Annotated in this window: 19 protein-coding genes and 1 tRNA gene; 13 read left to right on the top strand and 7 right to left on the bottom strand. The window is 59.4% G+C overall.

Annotated features, from left to right (window positions below; all coding sequences use genetic code 11):
• Positions 1-162 precede the first annotated feature (162 nt).
• The 12 genes from BK659_RS19285 to BK659_RS19230 all read left to right on the top strand — a co-directional run bounded on the left by BK659_RS19285 (position 163) and on the right by BK659_RS19230 (position 15,055).
• A complete protein-coding gene (locus tag BK659_RS19285) occupies positions 163-3,906 on the top strand; it encodes a bifunctional diguanylate cyclase/phosphodiesterase (protein ID WP_123426560.1) in 3,744 nt (1,247 codons plus the stop codon).
• A gap of 15 nt (positions 3,907-3,921) precedes the next feature.
• Positions 3,922-3,998, top strand: a tRNA-Ile gene (locus BK659_RS19280).
• Positions 3,999-4,085: 87 nt separating this feature from the next.
• Positions 4,086-4,547: an Lrp/AsnC family transcriptional regulator gene (locus BK659_RS19275; RefSeq protein WP_008067391.1), complete on the top strand. Its 462-nt coding sequence runs from the start codon at positions 4,086-4,088 to the stop codon at positions 4,545-4,547.
• Between the two features lie 140 nt (positions 4,548-4,687).
• Entirely contained in the window at positions 4,688-6,370 is a 1,683-nt protein-coding gene (locus BK659_RS19270; RefSeq protein ID WP_123426559.1) for a flavin monoamine oxidase family protein, read from the top strand.
• A gap of 12 nt (positions 6,371-6,382) precedes the next feature.
• Positions 6,383-7,183, top strand: a complete 801-nt coding sequence (locus tag BK659_RS19265) for a carbon-nitrogen hydrolase family protein (protein ID WP_123426558.1) — start codon at positions 6,383-6,385, stop codon at positions 7,181-7,183.
• 42 nt (positions 7,184-7,225) lie between these two features.
• Entirely contained in the window at positions 7,226-9,691 is a 2,466-nt protein-coding gene (gene pqqF / locus BK659_RS19260; RefSeq protein WP_123426557.1) for a pyrroloquinoline quinone biosynthesis protein PqqF, read from the top strand.
• Positions 9,692-9,847: 156 nt separating this feature from the next.
• Positions 9,848-9,922: a pyrroloquinoline quinone precursor peptide PqqA gene (gene pqqA, locus BK659_RS19255; RefSeq protein ID WP_003194766.1), complete on the top strand. Its 75-nt coding sequence runs from the start codon at positions 9,848-9,850 to the stop codon at positions 9,920-9,922.
• A gap of 85 nt (positions 9,923-10,007) precedes the next feature.
• Positions 10,008-10,919, top strand: coding sequence for a pyrroloquinoline quinone biosynthesis protein PqqB (gene pqqB / locus BK659_RS19250; RefSeq protein WP_123426556.1), 912 nt, complete (start codon positions 10,008-10,010; stop codon positions 10,917-10,919).
• 166 nt (positions 10,920-11,085) lie between these two features.
• A complete protein-coding gene (pqqC, locus tag BK659_RS19245) occupies positions 11,086-11,838 on the top strand; it encodes a pyrroloquinoline-quinone synthase PqqC (RefSeq protein ID WP_123426555.1) in 753 nt (250 codons plus the stop codon).
• Positions 11,835-12,110 carry a pyrroloquinoline quinone biosynthesis peptide chaperone PqqD gene (gene pqqD / locus BK659_RS19240; protein ID WP_123426554.1) on the top strand — a complete coding sequence of 92 codons (276 nt, stop codon included), beginning with the start codon at positions 11,835-11,837 and terminating at the stop codon, positions 12,108-12,110. The genes pqqC and pqqD overlap by 4 nt, the downstream gene beginning before the upstream one ends.
• A complete protein-coding gene (pqqE, locus tag BK659_RS19235) occupies positions 12,082-13,257 on the top strand; it encodes a pyrroloquinoline quinone biosynthesis protein PqqE (protein WP_123426553.1) in 1,176 nt (391 codons plus the stop codon). The genes pqqD and pqqE overlap by 29 nt, the downstream gene beginning before the upstream one ends.
• Positions 13,223-15,055, top strand: a complete 1,833-nt coding sequence (locus BK659_RS19230; RefSeq protein WP_123426552.1) for a S9 family peptidase — start codon at positions 13,223-13,225, stop codon at positions 15,053-15,055. The genes pqqE and BK659_RS19230 overlap by 35 nt, the downstream gene beginning before the upstream one ends.
• An 81-nt stretch (positions 15,056-15,136) precedes the next feature.
• On the opposite strand, the gene BK659_RS19225 is transcribed toward BK659_RS19230, so the two are convergent.
• The 3 genes from BK659_RS19225 to BK659_RS28065 form a co-directional block, all read right to left on the bottom strand.
• The gene (locus BK659_RS19225; RefSeq protein WP_019693952.1) at positions 15,137-15,457 is read right to left on the bottom strand and encodes a helix-turn-helix domain-containing protein; all 321 of its coding nucleotides are present in this window, start codon (positions 15,455-15,457) and stop codon (positions 15,137-15,139) included.
• Positions 15,458-15,756: 299 nt separating this feature from the next.
• A complete protein-coding gene (locus BK659_RS19220; protein ID WP_123426551.1) occupies positions 15,757-17,034 on the bottom strand; it encodes an aspartate aminotransferase family protein in 1,278 nt (425 codons plus the stop codon).
• Positions 17,031-17,222, bottom strand: a complete 192-nt coding sequence (locus tag BK659_RS28065) for a hypothetical protein (RefSeq protein WP_259740279.1) — start codon at positions 17,220-17,222, stop codon at positions 17,031-17,033. Before BK659_RS28065 ends, BK659_RS19220 begins: the two co-directional genes overlap by 4 nt.
• A 101-nt stretch (positions 17,223-17,323) precedes the next feature.
• Here BK659_RS28065 and BK659_RS19210 point away from each other — a divergent pair, with 101 nt between their 5' ends.
• The gene (locus BK659_RS19210; protein ID WP_123426550.1) at positions 17,324-18,253 is read left to right on the top strand and encodes a LysR family transcriptional regulator; all 930 of its coding nucleotides are present in this window, start codon (positions 17,324-17,326) and stop codon (positions 18,251-18,253) included.
• A 235-nt stretch (positions 18,254-18,488) separates the two neighbouring features.
• Here the strand turns inward: BK659_RS19210 and BK659_RS19205 are convergent, their stop codons facing one another.
• From BK659_RS19205 to BK659_RS19190, 4 genes are all read right to left on the bottom strand, one after another.
• Entirely contained in the window at positions 18,489-20,267 is a 1,779-nt protein-coding gene (locus tag BK659_RS19205; RefSeq protein ID WP_123426549.1) for an acyl-CoA dehydrogenase C-terminal domain-containing protein, read from the bottom strand.
• A 217-nt stretch (positions 20,268-20,484) separates the two neighbouring features.
• On the bottom strand, positions 20,485-22,281 hold the full coding sequence (locus BK659_RS19200) for an acyl-CoA dehydrogenase C-terminal domain-containing protein (RefSeq protein WP_123426548.1): 1,797 nt from the start codon (positions 22,279-22,281) through the stop codon (positions 20,485-20,487).
• A gap of 90 nt (positions 22,282-22,371) precedes the next feature.
• Positions 22,372-23,661 carry a GGDEF domain-containing protein gene (locus BK659_RS19195; RefSeq protein ID WP_123426547.1) on the bottom strand — a complete coding sequence of 430 codons (1,290 nt, stop codon included), beginning with the start codon at positions 23,659-23,661 and terminating at the stop codon, positions 22,372-22,374.
• A 221-nt stretch (positions 23,662-23,882) separates the two neighbouring features.
• On the bottom strand, positions 23,883-25,688 hold the full coding sequence (locus BK659_RS19190) for a phenylacyl-CoA dehydrogenase (RefSeq protein WP_123426546.1): 1,806 nt from the start codon (positions 25,686-25,688) through the stop codon (positions 23,883-23,885).
• Positions 25,689-25,879: the final 191 nt, after the last annotated feature.

Here is a 25,879-nt window from a genome sequence, read left to right as displayed (position 1 = left end):
CCCGTTTTCCAGTAGACCGTAAGGCTGCTCCGCTTAAGTGAACAGCATTACGGCCCTGCCGGGGGTTTTGCTTTCTGTAGATTAAATCCCCCTCGCTTCGCTCCCGCCCCGCATAGCCCGTCTACACTCGAAACATTCCCCTCGAGCCATAACGAGACCGTTATGCCCAGACTACCGGCCATGCTTTTGCTATTGCTGATGACCTGGACCGCAACGGCTGGCGCGCTGACTCTGACCGACGAAGAACGTGGCTGGCTTGCGGCTCACCCCGAACTACGCCTGGGCGTTGATGCCTCTTGGCCACCATTTGAGTTTCGTGATGAGCAAGGCCGCTATCAGGGGCTCGCGGCTGACTACATCAACATCGTGCGTGAGCGCCTGGCGATCAAGGTCACGCCCATTGAGCCTGTCAGCTGGACCGAAGTCCTGGCGCAGGCCAAACAAGGCAATCTGGACCTGCTGCCCGGCGTCATGTCGACGCCCGAACGGCAGAACTACCTCTCGTTCACTCGGCCCTACCTGGACTTTCCGATCGTCATCCTGTCCCATGTGGGAGGCGCACAACCGCATAAACTGGAAGACCTTTACGGCTTGAAAATCGCCGTAGTGGAAAACTACGCCCCCCATGAACTGCTACGCACGCATCATCCCGACCTCAATCTGGTCCCCATGTCCAATGTCGCCTCCACCTTGCAGGCACTGGCCACCGACAAGGTGGACGCCGTAGTCGGCGATCTGGCCTCAAGCGTCTGGAGTCTTCGCCAACTCAAGCTCGACGGGCTCTACGTCAGCGGCGAAACGCCCTATCGCTACCAACTGGCGATGGGCGTACCGCGAGACGACAAAATACTGGTCGGCATTCTGGATAAAGTGCTGGCGGACATGAGCCCGGGAGAAATCAGCGCCATCCATGAGCGCTGGGTCGGAAATGTCCTCGACCATCGCACCTTCTGGTCCGACCTGCTGATGTACGGCCTGCCCGGTGTACTGCTGCTGGTCACCGTGCTGGCGGTGGTAATCCGTATCAATCGCCGCTTGAGCTCGGAAATTTCCCGCCGGGTCGCATTGGAGCAAGAGCTGCGCACCAGCGAATACCATTACCGCGGCCTGGTGGAGAGCCTTTCGGCGATAGCCTGGGAGGCGCGAATCAGTGATTTCACCTACAGCTATGTGTCACCCCATGCCGAAAACCTGCTCGGTTACCCCCTGTCCCACTGGTTGATTCCGGGCTTCTGGCGCAACATCATCCACCCCGCCGACCTCACACGCGCCCAGGCATTTTGCGATCACGAAGTGCTCGCCGGGCGCGATCACAGCCTCGACTACCGGGTGATCACCGCCGACGGGCGCTGCCTCTGGGTACGCGACATCGTCAGCTTGATAGAGCACGGCCACGAACCGATACTGCGCGGGCTGATGATCGACATCAGCGAAGCTAAAAGAACCGAAGAAGCCTTGCGCCTCTCCGAGCAGAAATTTGCCTCGGTATTCCAGCAATGCCCGGACATTCTGGTCATTGCACGCCTGTCTGACGGTTGCCTGCTGGAGGTCAACGAGGCGTTCGAAGATCAAATCGGCCTCAGCGCCGAAGAAGTGATCGGACAGACCGCCACCGAGCTGAACATCTGGGGCATCGCCGGTGTCGGCCCCGGGCTCTTGAAGCGTTTGCAGGCCGGCAGCATTCGTAATCTGGAGATGCCCTTTCGTCGCAGCAATGGCCAGGTGTTTACCGGCCTGATCTCTGCCGAACCCTTCGAGCTCGACACCACCCCGGCGCTGGTCGTGGTGGTGCGCGACATCAGCCAGCTCAAGGAAACACAACAGCAACTGCAAACCTCTGAAGAGAAATTCGCCAAAGCCTTCCATGCCTCCCCTGATGGCTTGTTGCTGTCACGGGTGAGTGACGGGGTGCTGATCGAGGTCAACGAAGGTTTCAGCCGCATCACCGGTTTCAACAGCGCGATGTCGCTGGATCGTTCGACCCTCGACCTCGGCATCTGGGTCAATCTGCATGAACGCAGGCAGATGCTCGACCTGTTGAAACGCGATGGCTTCGTGCGTGATTTCAGTTGTCACATCCGCCGCAACGACGGGCAGATCCGCCTCTGCGAGATGTCAAGCCGACCATTACCGATTGGCGATGACGATTGCATGCTGACCATCGCCCGGGACATCACCGATCGGCACCTGATGCAGGAAAAACTGCAACAGGCCGCCACGGTGTTCGAGAGCACTGCAGAGGGTGTATTGATCACCGACACCCAACAGCACATCAGTGCCGTCAATCGCGCATTTACCGAGATCACCGGCTACAGCGAAACCGAAGCCCTGGGCCACACGCCAAGGCTGCTCGCCTCAGGCCTGCATGACAGCGCCTTCTACGCTGCGATGTGGCATCAACTGACCGCCGAAGGGCATTGGCAGGGCGAGATTTCCAACCGACGCAAGAATGGCGAGCTGTACCCCAGCTGGCTGACCATCAGCGCGGTGCGCAACAAAGACCGGTTCATTACCCACTTCGTTGCGGTATTTGCCGATATTTCCAGCCTCAAGCACGCCCAGGCCAAACTCGACTATCAAGCCCACCACGACCCATTGACCGGTCTGCCAAACCGGACATTGTTCGAAAGCCGGCTGCTGACTGCACTCAACAGCCAGCAAGAAAACGGTGGCCAGGGCGCGGTGCTGTTCCTGGACCTCGATCGCTTCAAGCACATCAACGACAGCCTGGGTCATCCGGTCGGCGACCTGCTGCTCAAAGGCATCGCGGTGCGGCTGAAAGAGCAACTTCGGGACATCGATACCGTGGCACGACTGGGCGGTGACGAGTTCATCATCCTGCTACCGGGCTTGCAGCAAGCCACCGACGCCGACCATATCGCCAACAAGCTGCTGAACTGCTTCACAGCGCCCTTCCAGGCGGGCGAGCACGAGTTCTTCATCAGTGCCAGCATCGGCACCAGCCTCTACCCCAGGGACGGCTGCGACGTCGCCACGCTGGTCAAAAACGCCGATGCGGCGATGTACCGTTCCAAAGCCAAAGGTCGCAACCGGGTTGAAAGCTATACCCGTGACCTGACCGCACAGGCCAGCGAACGCGTGGCACTGGAACATGAACTGCGCCGCGCCATCGAGCGCAATGAGCTGACGCTGTACTATCAACCCAAAGTCAGCCTCAACCATCCGCGCCTGGTCGGCGCCGAAGCCCTGATCCGCTGGCGGCATCCAGCCTTTGGCGACGTGCCGCCCGAGCACTTCATCCCGCTGGCCGAAGAAAACGGCATGATCCTGCAAATCGGTGACTGGGTGCTGGAACAGGCCTGCCTGCAGATGCACGAGTGGAACAAGCGCTATGAAGGTTTCGGCCCGCTGTCAGTCAACCTCGCCGGAGCGCAGCTACGCCAGCCGAACCTGCTGGTCCGCATCGAACAACTGCTCAAGGACAACCGCCTCAAACCGGGCTTCCTGCAACTGGAAATCACCGAAAACTTCATCATGAGCCAGGCCGAAGAGGCTCTTGAAGTCCTGCATCAGCTCAAACGCCTGGGCGTGCAGTTGGCCATCGACGACTTCGGCACCGGTTATTCCTCGTTGAGCTACCTCAAACGCCTGCCGCTGGACTTCCTGAAAATCGACCAGTCCTTTGTCCGTGGACTGCCGGACGACCCACACGATGTCGCCATCGTCCGCGCAATTATTGCCCTGGGACGCAGTATGCAATTCACGATCATTGCCGAAGGCGTTGAAACCCAGGCGCAGCAGCAATTCCTGGCCGCCGAAGGCTGCGAACAGATCCAGGGCTACATCGTCAGCCTGCCTCTGCCCCCCGACGAATTCGCCGCAACCTTTCTTCGTATCGCAGTTTCAGACTTTTCGGATAGCACAGCCGAGAAACCGTCGCTATAATCCGCGGCCTACTGAGGGCCTATAGCTCAGTTGGTTAGAGCAGAGGACTCATAATCCTTTGGTCCACGGTTCAAGTCCGTGTGGGCCCACCATACTCAAAGCCGCGCATTGCGCGGCTTTTGTGTGTCTGGCGAACGTGTAACATGCTCCCCCACCGAACCGTGCTGCCGGAGATGACCTTGCCTGACACCCGCCCTCCCGTTCTCGACGAAATCGACCGCCAACTGATTGCAGCCCTGCAAATCAATGCCCGTGAAAGCGTAGCCATGCTCGCCCGGCAATTGGGGATTGCGCGCACTACGGTAACGTCACGCCTGGCACGCCTGGAAAAGGCTCGGGTGATCACCGGCTATGGCGTGCGGCTTGGGCAGCGAGTGGTCGATGGCGGTTTGCAGGCTTATGTCGGGATTACCGTGCAACCGCGCTCCGGCAAGGAAGTGCTGCGTCGGCTCAGCGCCATGGCGCAGGTCCAGCAGTTGTGCGCGGTCAGTGGTGAATTCGATTACGTGGCCTGGCTGCGCACTGATTCACCGGAACAGCTCGACCAATTGCTTGATCAGATCGGCAGTGTCGACGGCGTCGAAAAAACCACCACCTCGATCATTCTCAGCAGCAAAATTGACCGCGGCCAGCCAGTTTGATCGATCAGTTCGTCATATCGCATCAATAACATGCAAAACGACGACACATTGCGTCTTATTAACGTGCTCTACGCTCCCTAGAATGGCGACAGTCTTTTCCTATACTCAGCACCGAGTGCGAGTCGCCAGCAAGGTCAGCCATGAACAAGAACAATCGCCATCCTGCAGACGGTAAAAAACCAGTCACCATTTTCGGCCCGGACTTTCCTTTCGCCTTTGACGACTGGATCGAACACCCGGCCGGTCTGGGTAGCATTCCCGCGCACAACCACGGCGCGGAAGTGGCGATTGTCGGCGCCGGCATCGCAGGCCTGGTGGCCGCTTACGAGCTGATGAAGCTGGGCCTCAAGCCGGTCGTCTACGAAGCCTCGAAAATGGGCGGTCGTTTGCGCTCCCAGGCCTTCGAAGGTGCTGAAGGGATCATCGCCGAGTTGGGCGGTATGCGCTTCCCGGTGTCGTCCACGGCGTTCTATCACTATGTCGACAAGCTCGGCCTTGAGACCAAGCCCTTCCCCAATCCGCTAACCCCGGCTTCCGGCAGCACTGTCATCGATCTGGAAGGCCAGACCCATTACGCACAGAAACTCGCCGACCTTCCTGCACTGTTCCAGGAAGTCGCTGACGCCTGGGCTGATGCACTGGAAGACGGCTCGCGCTTTGGCGAGATCCAGCAAGCGATCCGCGACCGCGACGTGCCACGCCTCAAAGAGCTGTGGAACACCCTCGTTCCGCTGTGGGATGACCGGACCTTCTACGACTTCGTTGCCACCTCCAAAGCCTTCGCCAAGCTGTCGTTCCATCACCGCGAAGTGTTTGGCCAGGTCGGTTTCGGCACTGGCGGCTGGGATTCTGACTTCCCGAACTCGATGCTGGAAATTTTCCGCGTGGTCATGACCAACTGCGACGATCACCAGCACCTGGTGGTCGGCGGCGTGGAACAGGTGCCGCTGGGCATCTGGCGCCATGTGCCGGAGCGCTGCGCTCACTGGCCGCAAGGCACCAGCCTGAGTTCCCTGCACAACGGCGCGCCGCGCACCGGGGTCAAACGCATCGCGCACGCCGCCGATGGCCGTTTCAGCGTGACCGATAACTGGGGTGACACCCGCGAATACGCCGCCGTGCTGACCACCTGCCAGAGCTGGCTGCTGACCACGCAGATCGAGTGCGAAGAGTCGCTGTTCTCGCAAAAGATGTGGATGGCCCTGGACCGCACCCGCTACATGCAATCGTCGAAAACCTTCGTGATGGTCGACCGGCCATTCTGGAAAGACAAAGACCCGGAAACCGGTCGCGACCTGATGAGCATGACCCTCACCGATCGCCTGACCCGTGGCACCTACCTCTTCGACAACGGCGACGACAAGCCGGGTGTGATTTGCCTGTCGTACTCGTGGATGAGCGACGCGCTGAAAATGCTCCCGCAACCGATCGAAAAACGCGTGAAGCTGGCACTGGATGCACTGAAGAAAATCTATCCAAAAGTCGATATCGCTGCGCGCATCATCGGTGACCCGATTACCGTGTCCTGGGAAGCCGACCCGCATTTCCTGGGTGCGTTCAAAGGCGCCCTGCCCGGCCACTATCGCTACAACCAGCGGATGTACGCGCACTTCATGCAGCAAGACATGCCCGCGGAACAGCGTGGGATTTTTATCGCTGGCGACGATGTTTCGTGGACACCGGCGTGGGTCGAAGGCGCGGTACAGACTTCGCTCAACGCGGTGTGGGGCATCATGAATCACTTTGGCGGTGAAACTCACGCCGAAAACCCTGGCCCGGGCGATGTGTTCCATGAAATCGGCCCGATTGCCCTGCCCGAGTAAGAGGAGTCCAAAATGCGCGTAGCTCTCTACCAATGCCCGCCGCTACCGCTCGACGTTGCCGGCAATCTGCAACGCCTGCAACAGCTCGCGACGCAAGCCTCGGGCGCCGACCTGCTGATGTTCCCGGAGATGTTCCTGACCGGCTACAACATCGGCGCCGAAGCGGTTGGCGCATTGGCGGAGGCGCAAGACGGCGCATCAGCGCAGCACATCGCGAACATCGCCAAGTCCTGCGGGATCGCCATTGTGTATGGCTACCCGGAACGCGCGGAGGACGGGCAGATCTACAACGCCGTGCAGTTGATCGACAGCCATGGGCAGCGTCTTGCCAATTACCGCAAGACGCATTTGTTCGGCGAACTCGATCATTCGATGTTCAGCGTCGGCCCGGATGAATTTCCGCTGGTGGAGCTGAACGGCTGGAAGCTCGGCTTTTTGATCTGCTACGACCTGGAGTTCCCGGAAAACGCCCGGCGCCTGGCGTTAGCGGGTGCCGAGCTGATTCTGGTGCCGACGGCAAACATGATTCCCTACGACTTCATCGCCGATGTCACCGTGCGCTCGCGGGCCTTCGAGAACCAGTGTTACGTGGCATACGCCAATTACTGCGGGCACGAGGGCGAGATCCATTACTGCGGTCAGAGCAGCATCGCCGCGCCGGATGGCAGTCGCATCGCCCAGGCCGGCCTGGATGAAGCGCTGATCGTTGGCACGCTGGATCGGCAGTTAATGCTCGATTCGCGCGCCGCCAATCGCTACTTTCTCGATCGTCGGCCGGAGCTCTACGGCGAGCTGAACAAGCGCAAGCCCTAGGTTTTCGCTAGCATGAGCGCTTCTTCAGTAGCGGAAGTGCTCATGCCTGCGCCGACCCACCTTCTCCCTCACAGCGAAACCCTGGCCAACGGCCTGCGGGTTTCACTTCGTCATGCGCCCGGTTTGAAACGCTGCGCCGCTGCCTTGCGGGTTGCCGCCGGCAGCCACGACGCCCCGCTGGCCTGGCCAGGGCTGGCGCACTTTCTTGAACACCTGTTCTTTCTCGGCACCGAACGTTTTCCTGCTGACGATGGGTTGATGGCCTACGTGCAACGTCACGGCGGGCAACTGAACGCGAGTACCCGCGAGCGCACCACCGACTTCTTCTTCGAATTACCGCCTCAGGCTTTTACCGGAGGGCTTGAGCGTTTGTGCGACATGCTCGCCCACCCGCGTCTGAATCTGGACGATCAGTTGCGCGAACGGGAAGTACTGGAAGCGGAATTCATCGCCTGGTCTCAAGATGTTGAGGCGCAGCGACAGGTCGCATTGTTCAACGGGCTATCGCCAGATCACCCCTTGCGCGGTTTCCACGCCGGCAATCGCGACAGCCTGGTGGTGCAGCAGCCTGAGTTTCAACAGGCGTTAAACGCGTTCTATCAGCGTTTCTACCAGACCGGCCAAATAACTCTGAGCCTTGCCGGTCCACAGTCTGTGGATGAATTGCGTAGCCTGGCCGAGCGCTTGAGCACCGACTTCACCGTCGGTGAGCAGCAACCGCAAAGCGCCCCACCCGCCTTGATGGCACCCGCAGAGGCAAGTTATCAACAGGCTGACGAACGCCGACTCAACCTGCTGTTTGCATTCGAAGCGTTGCCTGACGCATCCCATGAAGCGCTGGATTTTCTCTGCACCTGGCTGAACGCCTCGAAACCGGAAGGCTTATTCGCCGAATTACGCCATCGCCAATTGATCGACAGCCTGAAGGCCGCGCCGCTGTACCAATTCGCCGGGCAAGCGCTGCTACACATCGAGTTCAACCTGACGCCCAGCGCCGCAACGCAGACCGGGACAATCAGTGAGCTACTGGGTGATTGGTTGGGTTTCTTCGCCGACCATGCCGATGGGTCTGAATTGCGCGAAGAATATGCCCTGCTGCAACAGCGCAAGCGTCAAGCCAGCAACGCTTTGGCGCTAGCCCAGCTGGATAACCTACGGTTGGCAGCAGAACTGTCGGAGCCAGGCGTTACGGCCCTCAAGGCAATCTTGCGGCAAATGAATCCGATGCCTGTGGATAACCTGGCTGTCGCTTGGCAACTGCCGCCGTCCAATCCGTTCCTGCGCTCGGCCGATGCGCAGGCACCCGCCGGGCTGATCCGTGGGCAAACCAGCGCCCATCGGGGCTTGCGCACGTTTGCCCAGGATCGCACACGCAGTCGCCGCGAACGTTCGCCCATGCAGTTCAGCCCGGCACTGGCAGACGACAGCGGCGAAGCGGCGGTTTGCCTGCGTTGGTGCCTCGACTCGACACCATCAGCCAATCTTCAGCCGACACTGGCTCGCAGTCTGCAAGGCCTGTGCGACGATGCCCGTCAGGCCGGCGTCGAACTGTCCTTCAGCGAAACGGGCAATCAATGGTTGCTGAAAATGAGTGGGCTGTATGAATCAATGCCGGCAATTCTCGAACAAGCGCTGCTGTGTCTGACGAAACCCGCCGCTGATGCCTGGCTCAATACCGAATCGCCAGCGCCGCTGATTGCGATACGGCAGTTGCTCAAGGCGTTGCCGGCACAGTGCCTGGGACGAGATTCGCACTCGACATCGCCGCCGGCCAGTGCTGACGACCTACAGCAAATCTGGCTCGAATCACGCTGGGATGGGCTGGCCGCAGGTCTGTCGGCAACCGTTCAAACGGCAATCACCCGCACATTGAGCCGCGTCCCTGGAGTTCCCGACAGCGAGATGGCAGCGCTCGTCTCCATTGCCGGTCAATGTCTCTGGTCTGAGCTACCCAGCGACACCAACGAGAATGCACTGCTGCTGTTTTGCCCGACGCCCACTCAGGAACTGGCCGACGAAGCCGCGTGGCGCTTGCTGTCCCAACTCAGCCAAACGCCTTTCTATCAGCGCCTGCGAGTCGAACTGCAAGTGGGCTATGCGGTATTCAGCGGTGTCCGTCAGATCAACGGGCAGACCGGGCTGCTGTTCGGCGTGCAATCGCCGAGTGCGTCGGTGAAAGAGATACTCGAGCACATCGAAGCCTTCCTGAAGCAATTGCCCGAACTCATCTCAACGCTCGATGATGGGGCCTTGATCAATCAGCAACAGGTCCTGGCCGAACAACTCGACGGCAATGCCATGCCGCTTGCCCAGGCCTTTGAACTGCTGTGGCAGGGCAAACTGGGTGGCCATTCGTCGGATTACCTGGTTCAGTTGCAACAGGCTGTGTTGCAACTGAACCGCACGGCTTTGCTCGACGCTGCAAGACAGTTGATTCGCGCAGAAGGTGGCCGCAGATGCCTGGCCAGCGGTGCCTGTCCAGATGGCACCTGGCAACCGACTGCCTGATCATTACCGGGGCTGTAATGGGCTTTCTTCGATAGAAGTCTCCAATTAGCGGAAACGTTTCAGTAACATAGCCCGGCAAGCATCCGAACATCTCCCTCGGGAGGTGGACTATATGTATAGAGTGAATTTTTCTCACCCGCCTGAAGGAACGTTTTCATGACCTGGTCCAAACCTGCTTACACCGACCTGCGTATCGGCTTTGAAGTCACCATGTACTTCGCCAGCCGTTGACTCTGCCTTTGGGTAGAACCTGCAGTGCAACGCCTCGGCCCGTCCGGGGCGTTTTTATTTTTAGCGTTGAAGTGATGGAGCAGCCATGTTTGTCCAGATTCTAGGTTCCGCCGCCGGCGGTGGTTTTCCGCAGTGGAACTGCAATTGCGTGAACTGCGCAGGTTTTCGCGACGGTAGCCTGCGGGCCAAGGCACGGACCCAGTCGTCTATCGCGATTTCCGATGACGGCGTGAACTGGGTGCTGTGCAACGCCTCGCCGGACATCCGCGCACAGCTCCAGAACTTCGCCCCGATGCAACCGGGCCGCGCCCTGCGTGACACAGGCATCCGCGCGATCATCCTGATGGACAGCCAGATCGACCACACCACCGGCCTGCTGAGCCTGCGCGAAGGTTGCCCGCATCAGGTCTGGTGCACCGACATGGTCCATGAAGACCTGAGCACCGGCTTCCCGCTGTTCACCATGCTCACCCACTGGAACGGCGGGCTGAACTGGAACCGCATCGAACTCGACCAGAGCTTCAGCGTCCCGGCCTGCCCGAACCTGCGCTTTACCCCGTTGCCGCTGCGTAGCGCCGCACCGCCCTACTCGCCACACCGCTTCGACCCACACCCGGGCGACAACATCGGGCTGATCGTCGAAGACCTGCAAACGGGCGGCAAGTTGTTCTACGCACCGGGGCTGGGCAAGGTCGATGCGCCGCTACTGGAGATCATGGCCGGCAGCGACTGCCTGCTGGTGGACGGCACGCTGTGGGACGACGACGAAATGCAGCGTCGTGGCGTCGGCACCCGTACTGGCCGAGAGATGGGCCACCTGGCACAAAACGGCCCCGGCTGCATGCTCGAAGTGCTGGAGCAACTGCCCAAACAGCGCAAAGTACTTATCCACATCAACAACACCAACCCGATCCTCGATGAGGATTCGGCCGAGCGCGCCGAGCTGGTTCGGCGCAATGTTGAAGTGGCGTATGACGGCATGAGTATTGAGCTGTAACAGCCGAGACCGCTGCGCGGTCTATCGCGAGCAGGCTCGCTCCCACAGGAGTCCGAGTCGTACCCGATTCTCTGTGCAAAGCAGCTCCACTGTGGGAGCGAGCTTGCTTGCGATGAGGCCAGAGCAAATACCCCAGATTCCAACGGTTATTCCCCGGAGAACCGAAATGATTGACACACCACTGTCCCCCGCCGAGTTCGAACAGGCTCTTCGGGCCAAGGGCGCCTACTACCACATCTATCATCCGTATCACGTGGCGATGTACGAAGGCCGGGCGACCCGCGAGCAGATCCAGGGCTGGGTCGCCAACCGCTTCTACTATCAGGTGAACATCCCGCTCAAGGACGCCGCGATTCTGGCCAACTGCCCGGATCGGGAAATCCGCCGCGAGTGGATTCAACGCCTGCTCGACCACGACGGCGCGCCGGGTGAAGACGGCGGCATCGAAGCCTGGTTGCGTCTCGGCCAGGCTGTTGGCCTGGACCCGGATCAACTGCGTTCCCAGGAACTGGTGTTGCCCGGCGTGCGCTTCGCGGTGGATGCCTATGTCAACTTCGCCCGCAGAGCCAGTTGGCAGGAAGCCGCCAGCAGCTCGCTGACCGAACTGTTCGCGCCGCAAATCCACCAGTCGCGCCTCGACAGCTGGCCGCAGCACTACCCGTGGATCGATCCAGCCGGTTACGAGTATTTCCGCACCCGGCTGGGCCAGGCGCGGCGCGATGTCGAGCACGGTCTGGCGATCACCCTGCAGCACTACACTACGTATGAAGGCCAGCAGCGCATGCTGGAAATTCTCCAGTTCAAACTGGACATCCTTTGGAGCATGCTCGATGCCATGAGCATGGCCTATGAACTGAATCGCCCGCCTTATCACAGCGTGACCGAACAACGGGTCTGGCATAAAGGGATCGCCTTATGAGTTTCGACCGCAGCAAGACCCCGACCTGGCGTCCCGGCTACCGCTTCCAGTATGAACCGGCGCAAAAAGGCCATGTGCTGCTGTACCCGGAAGGCATGATCAAACTCAACGAAAGCGCCGCGCTGATTGGCGGTTTGATTGATGGTGAACGTAACGTTGCGGCGATCATTGCCGAACTGGACGCCAAATTCCCCGGCGTGCCTCAGCTGGGTGACGACATTGAGCAATTCATGGAGGTCGCCCGTGCAGAGCACTGGATCGAGCTTGCCTGAATCAGCGGCCCTGCCATTGCCGCCCAAACCCGAAATCGGCCTGCCGCTGTGGCTACTCGCCGAGCTGACCTACCGCTGCCCGCTGCAATGCCCCTACTGCTCGAACCCGCTGGACTTCGCCGAGCAAGGCAAAGAGCTCAGCACCGAGCAGTGGCTCAAGGTATTTCGCGAGGCGCGGGAGATGGGCGCCGCGCAGTTGGGCTTCTCCGGTGGCGAGCCGCTGGTACGCCAGGACCTCGCAGAGCTGATCGCCGAAGCCCGCAAACTGGGCTTCTACACCAACCTGATCACCTCGGGGATTGGCCTCACCGAGCAGAAAATCAGCGACTTCAAGAAGGCCGGGCTCGATCACATCCAGATCAGTTTCCAGGCCAGCGACGAACAAGTGAACAACTTGCTGGCCGGCTCGAAAAAAGCCTTCGCTCAGAAGCTCGAAATGGCCCGCGCGGTGAAAGCCCACGGCTACCCGATGGTACTGAACTTCGTCACCCACCGGCACAACATCGACAAGATCGACCGCATCATCGAGCTGTGCATCGCCCTCGAAGCCGACTTCGTCGAGCTCGCCACGTGCCAGTTCTACGGCTGGGCCCAGCTCAACCGCGTCGGCCTGCTGCCGACCAAGGAACAACTGGTGCGCGCCGAGCGCATCACCAACGAATACCGCGCCAAACTCGAAGCCGAAGGGCACCCGTGCAAGCTGATCTTCGTCACCCCGGATTACTACGAAGAGCGACCTAAAGCCTGTATGAACGGCTGGGGCAGCATCTTCCTGACCGTCACCCCGGACGGCACCGCCCTGCCGTGCCATGGTGCACGACAGCTGCCGGTGCAGTTTCCGAACGTGCGCGATCACAGCATGCAGCACATCTGGTACGACTCGTTCGGCTTCAACCGCTTTCGCGGTTACGACTGGATGCCCGAGCCGTGCCGCTCCTGCGACGAGAAAGAAAAAGACTTCGGCGGCTGCCGTTGTCAGGCGTTCATGCTCACCGGTGACGCGAGCAACGCCGACCCGGTGTGCAGCAAGTCGCAACATCACGGCGTGATCCTCAAGGCCCGCGAAGAAGCCGAGCACGCCACCCAGCCCATCGAACAGTTGGTCTTTCGCAATGAACGAAACTCACGCCTCATCGTTAAAGGCTGAACCTTTGAGCGCCATCAAAGCCGTGGCGGCCGGTGTCGATTTCGCCGACCTGCGCGTCGGCGCTCTTGGTTTGTTCTGGAATGAATACCGCCCCGAAGATGGCGCCTGTCGAATCTGGCACTGGCGCGACAACACCGCCCATTGCCTGACCCCACCGGGGTTCAGTGCGCGCAGCCGGGTCTATGAATATGGTGGCGGATCGTTTTGCCTGAGCGATGACGGCGTGGTCTTCGTCAACGAAACAGATCAGCAGTTGTATCGGCAATCGTTGGCCGGTGAAATACCGCAGGCGCTGACCTTGGGTGAATGCCGTTATGGCGATCTGCAATTTGCTGGCGGGCAGGTACTCGCCGTCGAAGAGCAAAGCGCTCAGCATCGCCTGGTGGCCATCGATCTGGCAGACGGTAAGCGTCACCTGTTGGTTGAAGGCGCGGACTTTTACTCCGCGCCGACCTTGAGTCCGGATGCGCGGCGATTGGCCTGGATCGAATGGAGCCGACCGCATCAACCCTGGACCGCGACACGCTTGATGGTTGCCGAGCGCGACGCCAACGGCGGTTTCGGCCAGCCGCGCTGTGTGGCCGGTGACGCCTCTGAAGAGTCCCTGCAACAACCGCGTTTCGATGATGCCGGTCGCCTGTATTGCCTGACCGACCGCGCCGGCTTCTGGCAACCGTGGGTCGACACTGAGTCAGGCTTGCAGCCATTACCTAGCAGCGACGCCGATCATGCGCCAGCGCCATGGCAACTCGGTGCCTGCACCTGGTTGCCGCTAGGCGAAAAGAGTTTTTTGGCAAGCTGGACCGTGGATGGCTTTGGCCGCCTCGGCTTATGCTCTGGCGATTCCACTGAGGATTTCACCGGCGACTACAGTCGCTTCCGCAATCTGGCGCTGGATCAGCAGTTTGTTTACTGCATCGCCGCATCGCCGGTCAGCCCTGCAGCGGTGATTGCCATCGACCGTAAAAGCCATCAGGCCCGGGTGTTGGCTGGCGGCATTGCACTGTTGCCCGCAGAACACATCAGCCAGCCGCAGACACTGCGCTATCCAAGCGGTGCCGGTGAGGCCCATGGTTTCTTTTATCCGGCCATGACCGATGTCGCCAAACCGCCGTTGCTGGTGTTCATTCATGGCGGGCCAACGTCGGCGTGCTACCCGATGCTTGACCCGCGTATCCAGTACTGGACACAACGGGGCTTCGCGGTTGCCGACCTCAACTATCGCGGCAGCAGCGGTTACGGTCGGGCCTACCGACAGGCGCTGTACCTGAGCTGGGGCGAAGTGGATGTCGAAGACGCCTGCGCCGTGGTCGCCTACCTCGCCGGGCAAGGTTTGATCGACGGCGATCGCGCGTTCATTCGCGGCGGCAGTGCCGGCGGTTACACCACGCTCTGCGCGCTGGCATTTCAGGATGTCTTCAGCGCGGGTGCCAGTTTGTACGGGGTCAGCGACCCGGTTGCCCTGAGTCGCACCACTCACAAATTCGAAGGCGACTATCTGGATTGGCTGATCGGCGATCCACAGCAAGATGCCGAGCGCTACGCCGCCCGTACACCGTTGCTGCACGCGAGCGAAATCCGCGTGCCGGTCATCTTCTTCCAAGGCGAACTCGACGCCGTGGTGGTGCCACAACAGACCCGCGATATGCTCAAGGCCCTGCAAGACAACGGCATTCCCGCACAGGCCCATTACTACCCGGATGAACGCCACGGCTTTCGCAAGGCCAACAATCAGGCGCATGCACTGGAGCAGGAATGGCTGTTTTATCGCGGGGTGATGGATCAGCAAAACGCGTGATCGGTGGCAGGGATCGGACCAGCTTGAAAAGATCGCAGCCACTGGGGCGACGATCCAGCTTCTCAGCGCTTGCGGATCATCTCAGGCCAGTATTTCCAGCCCGTGCTTCTGCACGATGCTCAGTAGCTTCAATGCCATGCCACTGGGGTGCTTGTCGCCCGCTTCCCACTGTTTGACGGTAGAAGCACTGGTATTCAAATATCGGGCGAACACCGGTTGGCTGACATTGTTACGCTCGCGCAGTTGCTTGATCTGTTCGGCGGGAATCGCCTCTGGAACCTGTGCCAGGCATGACTCGTCGAACTGGCGCATGGTGGTCTTGCTGATGGCACCGATCGACAACAATGCAGTGGCCGAGTCGTGAACCGACTCAAGGGCTTCACTCTTGAATTTCTTACTCATGATGTACCTCCACAAACTCCTTCATATCCAGCAGTTGCTGGTCATGGATACCCCTTCCCATTACCATACCACTCAGTGGTACATACTTACAAACCAAGCCATCCGCAGCGTCAACGCGTGATGGCATCGGCAGTCCTTGCCGGCTCCGCTAAAAAGCCATTGATCTGGCAATCACTCAAGCACTGAGTAGAGTTTGGAAAATCGCTGAGACAAAAAAACGCCCCATGCCAAAAGGAGCAGGCATGGGGCGACGCGTTATACCGCGAGACGGTTCGGGAATGAGAGAAGTGGCGGTTTGTTCAGACCGCGATGCCTTTGCGGCATTGGAGTTGGGCCGTGCGCACCCGGGAGAAAGCTCGGGCCAGACGCAGGAGCATTTCGTCGATATTGGCCTTGCTGACCGTCAGCGCTGGCGTGAACCGCAGGCAATCGGGTTTTGGAGCGCTCAGCAGTAAACCTTCGTACAGCGCAGCCTTCACTACTGTGTCAGCCGAATCGTCACTCAAGGTCAGGCCCCAGAGCAGTCCTTGGCCACGCAGTTCAACGTGTCCGTAACGGTTGGCCAATCGGCTCAAGCCTTCACGCAGGTGTTGAGCGCTTTCCCGAACATGCTCGAGGAAGCCGTGATTCAGCACGCAGTCCAGAACCGCCAACCCCGCCGAAGCCATCAACGCGTTGCCATGATGGGTGCCATCCAGTTCGCCCGACTCAAAGCAGCAAGCGTTGCCGCGAGCCAGAAGCGCCGCCACCGGAACCCCACCCCCCAGACCTTTGCCCAGCACAACAATGTCGGCCCGCACACCGTAAACCTGTTCGGCGAGCAAACTGCCGCAACGGCCCATCCCGGTTTGCACTTCATCGAGAATCAGCAGAATTCCCAACTCACGGCACAGGCGTTCGACACCTTTGAGGTAATGCTCGGTCGCCGGAACGATACCGGCGGAACTCTGGATGGGTTCAAGCATGATGGCGACAGTCTGCGCATCCACTGCCGCATGCAACGCCGGTAAATCATTGAACGGAACGTGGCTGAAACCTGGAAGCTGCGGCTCAAAGCGATTGTTCTGACAGTCCGATGCGGACATTGCCGCAAAACCGTGACCATGGCAGCTACCACTGGCGGTGACGATTCGCGAAGCGCCACCACGATGCAGTTGCCCCCATTTACGCGCCAGTTTGATCGCCGCTTCGCAGGCTTCACTGCCACTGTTGAGCAAATAAGCCTGATCGCTGCCGGTACTGATGCACAGCCGCTCGGCCAGGTTGAGCTGGCCACGGTTAAGCAATGCCGAACCTGGATTGATCAGTGTTTGCGCCTGAGCGGCGATGGCTTTGACCAGCACCGACGGGCTGTGACCGAGGCTGTTGGCCGCGCCACCCTGGATAAAATCCAGGTACGCGCGGTCGTCACTGTCCCACAGCCAGGAACCCTGGCCGCGAACGAAAACTTGCTGGGGTCGCTCGACACTCGGCATCAGGCACTCGCTGGAAAAGTTGTCGTGCCTTGAAGGCGGAAAATGCTCCGCTGCCAGATCATCCAGGCTCGGCTGATGGCGACGCAGGTTGAACAGGTTCATGCGCGCAGTCCCTCAAGCGGCAAGCCCAGCAGACGTGACGACCAATCCTCGAGGCGCCCGGTGCGTGTACCTTGCGGCCACAACCAGAGCCGATTGGCAATCCGCTGTTTGTCGGTATCGCTGAGCAAACCCTGTCCAAGGTTTTTTGCCTTGCCTATGTAAACACCATCAACGTAAACGGTATTCATCGCGCTTTCTGGCCCTGTAAGCCTTGTGAATGCGGTTAGACTAGGCGTCTGCCAGGCGCTGGGCCATTTCGATTTTCCAGCTTTTTCGATAAGAATTACTTATGGATTTTAAGCAACTGCGTTATTTCGTCGCGGTGTATGAAGAAGGCCATGTCGGGCGTGCCGCCGAACGCCTGTCGATCTCCCAACCGGCGCTGTCGCAACAGATCCGCCAACTGGAACAAAACCTTGATGTGAGTCTGTTCGAACGCAGCAGCAAACGCCTGCTGCCCACCCTGGCCGCACATACCTTGTACAACCACGCCCTGCCATTGCTTGACGGTATGCAACGGGCACGCGAGGCCTTGGGCAATTTCAAGGGCCAGGCGCTGCGCACTCTGGCCATTGGTGTACTGCAGACTGTTCACACCAGCCTGGTGCCGAAAATGCTGGAACGTGTGCGCGCCGCACAACCGCACCTGGTGGTACAAATCTACGAACTCACGGGACTGGAAATCGAACGTCGACTGCTCAATGGCTCACTCGACATCGGCATCAGCTATTTGCCGCCGCGCCAACCCGGACTGCACGGCGTTTTGCTGTATGAAGATGAACTGACCCTGGTCATCCCCGCCGATCATCCATTGCGCGAATTCAAGAAAGTCTCCATGAGTCAGGCAGCGGAATTGCCGATGCTGTTGCTGGGAGAAGAGTTTCAGGTCCGACAGATCTGGCAGGGGCAACTGGCCAATCTCGGACGCCGCCCGCAAGTGCAGGCGGAACTGAACAACATGGCGGGGATCCTCGACAGTTTGCCCCACACCAGACTGGCCACTGTCCTACCCGGCCGTTCACAGCAGGAGAACGGAAACAACGCACTTTTGTGGAAGCCCTTGAGCGAGCCTCGGGTGCCTCTGAAAGTAGGATTGGTTTGTCGCGACGTGCAACGTCAGCAAGCAACGCTGGAGTTGCTGCGCAATCTGCTGGAAGACGTGATGAATGGCCCGGACAGGCGGATGGCGAGCACGACGGTATTGGATATCCAGGGCTGAACGGCAAACACATAAATCGCAGGCAAAAGAAAACCCCGCCGAAGCGGGGCTTTGCAGACTGTTTCCCTGACATCCATTTCACTCCGCCATCCTGGCAGAATCCTACGTGTCCGTGTTGTTGCTTTGCGCTTCCTGCGCGACGTCCATGTGAAGTAGATTAGCTCTGGATCCAATCTTAGAACAGGGGAAAACGGCAGCACGTCACGTAAGCAAATGCTTACATGGCGTTACCTCCTCAGAACTGCGCCGCGTCCAACAGGAACAGCGACTCACTACCAGCCTTGACCGAAGCGCTCAGCGAATGAATCCGCGGCAGCAGGCGAGCGAAGTAAAAACGCGCGGTGCCCAGTTTGCTGGCGTAGAAGTCTTCCTGCGCCTCTTTACCGAAGGCCGCCTTGGCCATCAGTGCCCACATGTAGGCGTAGGACACATAGCCGAACACTTGCAGATACTCGACCGAAGCCGCGCCGATTTCGTTCGGGTTATTTTTCACCCGGTCCAGCAGCCAGGCGGTCAGGTCGTCCAGCGTGGTTACAGCGTCGTTCAACGGTTTGGTGAACTCGGCCAGATCGGCGCTCGCGGTGGCGGTGAAATGCCGAATCTCGTCGGCGAACAGTTTGTAGTACGCCCCGCCGCTGCCGACGATTTTGCGCCCGACCAGGTCCAGCGCCTGAATACCGTTGGTGCCTTCGTAGATCTGGGTAATCCGCACGTCGCGAACCAGTTGTTCCTGCCCCCACTCACGAATGTAGCCGTGGCCACCGAAGACCTGCTGTCCGTGAACCGTGGTTTCCAGGCCCAGATCGGTAAGGAACGCCTTGGCGACCGGGGTCAGCAAGGCCACCAGGTCTTCAGCGCGTTTGCGCGTGGTCGTGTCTTCGCTGAACTTGGCGGTGTCCAGTTGCATGGCGACGTAGGTAGAGAATGCGCGACCACCTTCGTTCGAGGCTTTCATGGTCAGCAACATGCGCCGTACGTCCGGGTGAACGATGATCGGGTCGGCGACCTTGTCTTTGTTCTGCGCGCCAGTCGGCGAGCGGCTTTGCAGGCGATCACGAGCGTATTCAACCGCGTTCTGGTAAGAGCGCTCGCCACTGGCCAGGCCCTGGATCCCGACGCCCAGACGCTCGTAGTTCATCATGGTGAACATCGCCGCCAGGCCTTTGTTCGGCTCACCGACGAGGTAACCCACGGCTTCGTCGAAGTTCATCACGCAGGTAGCGGAGGCCTGGATGCCCATTTTGTGTTCGATCGAACCGCAGTTTGCCGGGTTACGCGCACCGAGACTGCCATCGGCATTGACCATGAACTTCGGCACCAGGAACAGCGAAATACCTTTCGGACCCGCGGGTGCATCCGGCAGTTTGGCCAGTACCAGGTGAATGATGTTTTCGGTCAGGTCGTGTTCACCGCCAGTGATGAAGATCTTGGTGCCGCTGACCTTGTAGGAACCGTCTGCTTGCGGTTCAGCCTTGGTACGGATGATCCCCAAGTCAGTCCCCGCGTGTGGCTCGGTCAGGCACATGGAGCCTGCCCAGACACCGGCGTACATGTTTGGCAGGTAAGCGGCTTTCAGTTCGTCACTGGCGTGCGCGTTGATCGACAGGCAAGCCCCGGCGGTGAGCATCGGGTACAGACCGAACGACAGGCTGGCGGAGTTGACCATTTCTTCGACCTGAGCCGAAACCGCTTTCGGCATGCCCATGCCACCGTAGGCTGGATCACCACCGACGCCGACCCAACCGCCTTCAGCGTAGGTCTGATAAGCCTGTGGGAAACCTGCTGGAGTGGTGACAGCGCCGTCGCTCCAGTGACAGCCTTCTTCGTCGGCGGCACGGCTCAGCGGCGCGATGCTTTTGCTGGTGACTTTACCGGCTTCCTCAAGGATTGCCTCGACGGTCTCGGCATCGACGGTGTCGGCCAGAGCGGGCAGTTCCGCCCACAGTTTGGCAACCTCGAAAACTTCATTGAGGACGAAGCGCATATCGCGCAAGGGCGCTTTGTAGTCAGCCATGGCAAACCTCGTGAGAACTTGAAAAGTGATTCGTAGGATCGGATTTCAGCAAGGCCTTGAGTGTACCCGAACAACTTTTACGACACATAGGGTCAGCTAGTGACCTATTTGTAATTTTTAGTCACCAAAAAAATCGCAGCCTGCGGCAATTCCTACAGGTTCACCTGAATTGTAGGAGCTGCCGCAGGCTGCGATCTTTCAGAGGCAGCGCCTTATGTCAGAGCGCAAACAACTCCGCAGGCAGTTTCATCAGACAATCACTGCCCGCCTCCACCGCCGCCTGATGCGTGGTCGTACGCGGCAACAGGCGCTTGAAGTAGAACTCGCAAGTGGCCAGTTTGCCCCGGCAATAATCAGCGTCACCACTGCCCGCCGCCAGCTGTGCCTGAGCCACCAGCGCCATGCGCAGCCACAGGTAAGCCAAAATGATGTAGCCGCTATACATCAAATAATCCAGCGCCGCAGCGCCGACCTCGTCCGGATTTTTCATCGCCGCCATACCGACCTTGGTGGTCAACTCGCCCCACTGCTGGTTCAACCCGTTGAGCTGCGCCACATACGCTTTTAGCTGCGGATGTGCGGCATTGGCTTCGCAAAACTTGTGAACAATTTTGGTGAACCCGCGCAGCAGTTTGCCTTGGCTGCCAAGCACCTTGCGCCCGAGCAAGTCCAATGCCTGAATGCCGTTGGTGCCTTCATAGATGGGCGCAATACGGCAGTCACGCACCAACTGCTCCATACCCCACTCGCGGATGAATCCATGGCCGCCGAACACCTGCATGCCATGGTTGGTAACTTCCAGGCCGGTTTCGGTCATGAAGGCTTTGCAGATCGGCGTCAGGAACGCCAACAGGTTCTCGGCATCCTGGCGCTGGGTTTCGTCGCTACTCAGGTGTGCGACATCGAGCAATTGCGCGGTGAAATAGGTCAGCGCGCGGTTACCTTCGTTGAAGGCTTTCATGGTCAGCAGCATGCGCCGTACGTCGGGGTGGACGATGATCGGATCGGCGGCCTTTTCCGGCGCTTTGGGTCCGGTCAGCGAGCGCATTTGCAAGCGATCGTTGGCGTACTTGATCGCGCCCTGGAAGCTCGCTTCACCCAGACACAAACCCTGCATCCCGGTGCCGAGCCGGGCGTGGTTCATCATGGTGAACATACAGTTCAGGCCCTTGTTCGCCTCGCCAATCAGGAAGCCCTTGGCACCATCGAAGTTCAGCACGCAAGTGGCAGACGCCTTGATGCCCATCTTGTGTTCGATCGAACCGCAGGAAACCCCGTTGCGCTCACCGGCTTCGCCTTGGGCATCAGGCAGGAACTTGGGCACGATGAACAGCGAGATACCCTTGGTCCCGGCGGGCGCGTCCGGCAGTTTGGCCAACACCAGGTGAATGATGTTGTCGCTCATATCGTGCTCGCCGGCAGAGATGAAAATCTTGCTGCCAGTCACCGCATAGCTGCCGTCGGCTTGCGGCACTGCGCGGGTCTTGATGATCCCCAGGTCCGTGCCGCAATGCGCTTCGGTCAGGCACATGGTGCCGGTCCACTGCCCGGCCGTGAGTTTGCTCAGGTAGGTCTGTTTTTGCTCTTCGGTGCCGTGGGCATGGATCGCCGACATCGCGCCGTGGGTCAGGCCTGGGTACATGCCCCAGGAAGTGTTGCTGGAGCCGACCATTTCACTGATCACCAGTCCTAGTGAACTGGGTAAACCCTGACCGCCATAAGTCGGGTCCGCCGCCAGACCATGCCAGCCGCCCTCAACGTATTGTGCGAATGCTTGCTTGAATCCCGTAGGCGTGGTGACCACACCGTTGTCGAAATGACAGCCTTCTTCGTCGCCGCTGCGATTCAGCGGCGCAAGAACGTTCTCACAGAATTTCGCCCCTTCTTCAAGGATCGCATTGACCATGTCCGGGCTGGCGTCGGTAGCACCGAGGGCCACGTAACTGGCGTGAAAGTCGAAAACATGGTCGATCAGAAAGCGCATGTCGCGCAGGGGAGCTTTGTACTCGGGCATGGTCGTTTCTCCGTCAGCAGATCATTCAAACCTACTGCCGCGAATCGCCCCGAACAATCACAGTCCAGACGCTGAATGCGCAATCATCACTCAACCCGTAGCGCCGTCCATACGCACCGCGCCACGGCGGTTTTGACCGAATGCCATCACGCAGTTGCGTCCCGCGCCCTTGGCGCTGTAGAGCGCCTGGTCAGCGGATTTCAGGACGTCTTCCGGAGTTCGCTGTTCCAGTCGCTCGGCGACGCCGATACTCACCGTAACCGAAACGCTTGAGGCGCCGGAACCCGCACGGCGCTGCCGACCTTGCTGGTCGTCTTGCGGACGGTTGTCCTGGTTGCGCAACTGAATGCTGTACGTGGCAATCGACTCGCGGATGACTTCCAGGTGCGGCATGCACTCTTCGAGGGTTTTCGCGGCGAATACCAAGGCGAACTCCTCGCCCCCGTAACGATAGGCCCGGCCACCACCGCCGATCTTCGACAGCTTGCTGGCGACCAGACGCAGCACCTGGTCGCCAACGTCGTGACCATGGGTGTCATTGAATTTCTTGAAGTGGTCGACGTCACTCATCGCCAACACATAGTTGCGGCCCAGACGCTGCATGCGCTCGTTCAAGGCGCGACGACCTGGCAGACCGGTCAGCTCATCACGAAAAGCCATTTGATAGGCTTCGTGGGCGACCGCCGCGGCAATCATCAACATCACCTGACTGCACATGATGTTCAGGGTAAACGGCAGGATGAAGGTCTTGGGCAACATCCAGAACAACCCGAGCAGGCCCACCAGTTGCGCCGCATGCAGCGGGCGTGGGTTGCGCCAGTATTGATACGCCAGCAGCAGAAAGGACGCGAAGAACACCGGATAGGACAACTGGATCAAGCTCATCCAGGCACCATGCAGCGCCGGCCAGCGTATTTCCGACAGCCACATCAACAACGCCTGTGGGTAACTTTGCTCAAGTCCCAGTGCAACGCTGCCAAACGCCAGCAATACGGCGAAACGAGCGACCATGTCCTGAAACAGGTGGGTGCGTTCCTGCCAGGCAGCAAACAGCCCGAACAGCAAGGGCAACAACAAACAACAGAGATGGAAAACCACCGCCGCGTCGTCACGCACCTTGCCGTAATCACGGTAGTAATCGGTTTGGGTGTCGAGCAGGTAGTAGGCGATGTACACCGTGACCATCAGAAACAGTTCACGTTGACGTCGGTAAACCGCGCAGTACGAACCGCCAAGCAACAGCACCAACGTCGGCAGCACGTTGAACAGTGAGGTGAAGAAGACGTTGAGATCCTTGACGTAGGCAGCCGCAAGCCCCGCAAGCAACAACAGTAATGAGGGCAAAAAGTGACTGAGACGTACAGCGGAAGAACGCGGCAAGGGTAGAGCTCCGGCCCGGCAAAACAATTGATGTCATTGTGCCTGCATTCTTGGCAGTTAAGCACATGCAATGTGACGTGCATCACACTGCACACTCTTTAACGGCAGCAAAAGCGTTCTACTTAGCGTTTTAGTCGGGAATATTTGCAGCCATTTGCGCCGGACACAAAAAAGCCGCGACTCCCGAAGAAGCAGCGGCTTTTTGAAGAGCTGCGTGGGACTTAATAGCCCAGTGCGAAGTCTTCTTCTTTCATGTCCATCAGGTTGTTGGCGCCCGACAGCATGGTTACAACGTGCGTGCGGGTACGCGGCAGGATGCGCTGGAAGTAGAAGCGCGCAGTCTGCAGCTTGGCGGTGTAGAACGCCACTTCGGTGGTGCCGGCAGCCAGTTTCTCGGCAGCCAGGCGCGCCATGTCAGCCCAGAAGTAGGCAAGGCAGGCGTAACCGGAGTACATCAGGTAGTCCACCGACGCAGCGCCGACTTCTTCGCGATCTTTCATCGCGGCCATGCCGACCTTCATGGTCAGTTCGCCCCATTCCTTGTTCAGTGCAGCCAACGGCTCGACGAACTCTTTGACCGCTTCGTTGCCTTCGTTGGTCTGGCAGAACTTGTGGACGATCTTGGTGAAGCCTTTCAGAGCCTCGCCTTGAGTCATCAGCACTTTACGGCCCAGCAAGTCGAGAGCCTGGATACCGGTGGTGCCTTCGTACAGCATGGAAATGCGGCTGTCGCGAACGTTCTGCTCCATGCCCCACTCGGCGATGAAGCCGTGGCCACCGTAGATCTGCACGCCGTGGTTAGCGGATTCGAAGCCGACTTCAGTCATGAAGGCTTTGGCAATCGGAGTCATGAAGGCCAGCAGGGCGTCGGCTTTCTTCTTCTCTTCTTCATCCACGCCGTACTTGACGATGTCGACCTGCTTGGCAGTGAAGTAAACCATCGCACGGTTGCCTTCGGCGAATGCCTTCATGGTCAACAGCATCCGACGTACGTCAGGGTGAACGATGATCGGGTCAGCCGCCTTGTCCGGCGCTTTCGGGCCAGTCAGGGAACGCATTTGCAGACGATCGCGAGCGTATTTCAGACCGCCCTGGAAGCCGATCTCGGCGTGAGCCAGACCTTGCAGAGCAGTCCCCAGACGCGCGGTGTTCATAAAGGTGAACATGCAGTTCAGGCCTTTGTTCGCCGGGCCGATCAGGAAACCGGTGGCCGCGTCGAAGTTCATCACGCAGGTGGCGTTACCGTGGATGCCCATTTTGTGTTCCAGGGAACCACAGGTCACAGCGTTGCGCGCACCGATGCTGCCGTCAGCGTTCGGCAGGAACTTTGGAACGATGAACAGCGAAATGCCTTTGGTGCCAGCAGGCGCATCCGGCAGGCGAGCCAGAACGATGTGGACGATGTTGTCGGCCATATCGTGTTCACCGGCCGAGATGAAGATCTTGGTGCCGGAAACTTTGTAGGAACCATCAGCCTGAGGCTCGGCCTTGGTGCGCAGCATGCCGAGGTCGGTACCGCAGTGCGGTTCGGTCAGGCACATGGTGCCGGTCCATTCGCCGGAAACCAGTTTGGTCAGGTAAGCCTCTTGCTGCTCAGGCGTACCGTGCTCGGAAATGGTGTTCATCGCGCCATGGGACAGGCCTGGGTACATGCCCCACGACCAGTTGGCTTCGCCGACCATTTCGCTGACAGCCAGACCCAGAGACTCCGGCAGCCCTTGGCCACCGTGCTCTACGTCGTGGGCCAGGCTTGGCCAGCCGCCTTCGACGAATTGTTTGTAGGCTTCTTTGAAGCCAGTCGGAGTCTTAACGCCGGACTCGCTCCAGGTGCAGCCTTCGGTGTCACCCACGCGGTTCAGCGGAGCCAGCACCTGCTCACAAAACTTGGCGCCTTCCTCGAGAATGGCGTCAACCATGTCCGGGGTAGCGTCCTGGCAAGCCGGAAGGCTCTGATAGTGCGCTTCGTAGCCGAGCAGTTCGTCACGAACGAAGCGAATATCACGCAAGGGGGCCTTGTAGTCAGGCATAGCGATAAACCTCTGCTGATGTAACCGGGAATGAACGACCGCAATGATTTGTTGTGACGGTCAAACAGTTGTTTGAAACATACGTTTACGCCGAAATCTTGTCAAGCGTCGATCCTTTGCCGTTCGTCATCACCCACGTAAATAGCGCGCACGCAAAGGCCCGCAGCCGATGCGCGAGGCAACAAACCGTG

Source organism: Pseudomonas brassicacearum, from assembly GCF_003732225.1.
Taxonomy (GTDB): domain Bacteria; phylum Pseudomonadota; class Gammaproteobacteria; order Pseudomonadales; family Pseudomonadaceae; genus Aquipseudomonas; species Aquipseudomonas brassicacearum_E.
The sequence above is the reverse complement of the archived record's forward strand: the minus strand, read 5'-3'. Positions and strand labels throughout refer to the sequence as shown.